At 64.7% G+C, this 1,076-nt stretch carries 2 protein-coding genes and 1 pseudogene; 2 read left to right on the top strand and 1 reads right to left on the bottom strand.

Annotated features, from left to right (window positions below):
• On the top strand, nucleotides 1–115 hold a 115-nt coding region (locus ACFQQJ_RS04830; RefSeq protein WP_377104600.1), incomplete at its 5' end, for an integrase core domain-containing protein.
• Between the two features lie 298 nt (nucleotides 116–413).
• The gene (locus ACFQQJ_RS04825; protein WP_377104676.1) at nucleotides 414–605 is read left to right on the top strand and encodes a hypothetical protein; all 192 of its coding nucleotides are present in this window, start codon (nucleotides 414–416) and stop codon (nucleotides 603–605) included.
• 4 nt (nucleotides 606–609) lie between these two features.
• On the opposite strand, the pseudogene ACFQQJ_RS04820 reads toward ACFQQJ_RS04825, so the two are convergent.
• Nucleotides 610–954, bottom strand: a pseudogene (locus ACFQQJ_RS04820) (transposase); the annotation flags it as partial.
• Nucleotides 955–1,076: the final 122 nt, after the last annotated feature.

Raw genomic sequence — 1,076 nt, 5'->3', positions numbered from 1 at the left:
CACCAACACCGACCGCGCAGACGCCCTTGCCCCATGGCTCAACTACTACAACACTGAACGCCGACACACCGCACTCGGAGGCCACCCCCCGATCAACCGACTGTCACCAACCTGATGGCCGAGTACACCTAGAGACCGAGGAAGCGCGGAATCCAGAACTCGGCCGATCTCCGCGAGACTCCTTGCCTTCTGTCCTCATCCGACGCGCCTGCTCGATCCACTCCAAGAGTCATCACCGTGGGTCGACCACCCACGCGGCCCGTGGCCCGGGGCCCGTGCCAGCTCCACATCGCTGTCCCTGAGGGCGTCCACGCGCAGCTGCGCGAAGACGGCGACGATCCCAGACAGAGGGGACCGTCCTCATCTATGGACCCATGTTCTGGACCGGACCCGGGCAGTTGTCGACCACCCGGATGAGTCTGCTGATGACGATCATGGGACTCGCCTACGGTGTGTGGAACCTCGTGCTGCCCGGCCTGTCGAACCGGATCGGCCGAAGGCCGGTGTGCGCGCTCGCCAGCGCCGGCGGAGCAATCGGCCTAGCCCTTCTCTGGATCGACCCCGCCAGCCGGGTCTGTCCGATTTCCGGTGTAACTGGCATCTAGCGTTCTAGTGGCCCGTGTTTGAAGTCTGCTGACGGTTGGCTTTCTTAAGGACGTCGGCGGCGGTTTTGGTCCACACGAATGGGTGGCAGCGGTCGTTCCAGCCGGTGACGAAGGCGCGGATCTTGGCGTTGAGGTCTTTGACCGAGCCGAAGGTGCCGCGGTGGATGGCTTGGCGTTCGATGATCCCGAACCACACCTCGACCAGGTTGAGCCACGACCCGGAGGTGGGGGTGAAGTGCACCTGGATGCGCGGGTTCGCTGCCAGCCAGTCCCGAACCTCGACGCGTTTGTGGGCGGCGTAGTTGTCCATCACCAGGTGCAGTTCGCCGTCGGGGTAGGCCCGGGTGAGTATGTCAACTCGACTTGGCCCCACCAGGACGGCTTGAGTTGGCCCCACCTGCTCGGGTGTGGGCGAGGCGGTAGCTGGTCGTGCCGGTTTCGATGATGGTGGCGTCGTAGGTCAGGCGGTCG

This window comes from Propionicimonas sp. T2.31MG-18 (assembly GCF_964266745.1).
GTDB lineage: Bacteria > Actinomycetota > Actinomycetes > Propionibacteriales > Propionibacteriaceae > Propionicimonas.
The sequence above is the reverse complement of the archived record's forward strand: the minus strand, read 5'-3'. Positions and strand labels throughout refer to the sequence as shown.

Excerpts from the sequence above, each read along its gene's own strand:
- ACFQQJ_RS04825 (WP_377104676.1), top strand. The coding sequence starts at position 414 with ATGAGTCTGCTGATGACGATCATGGGACTCGCCTACGGTGTGTGGAAC.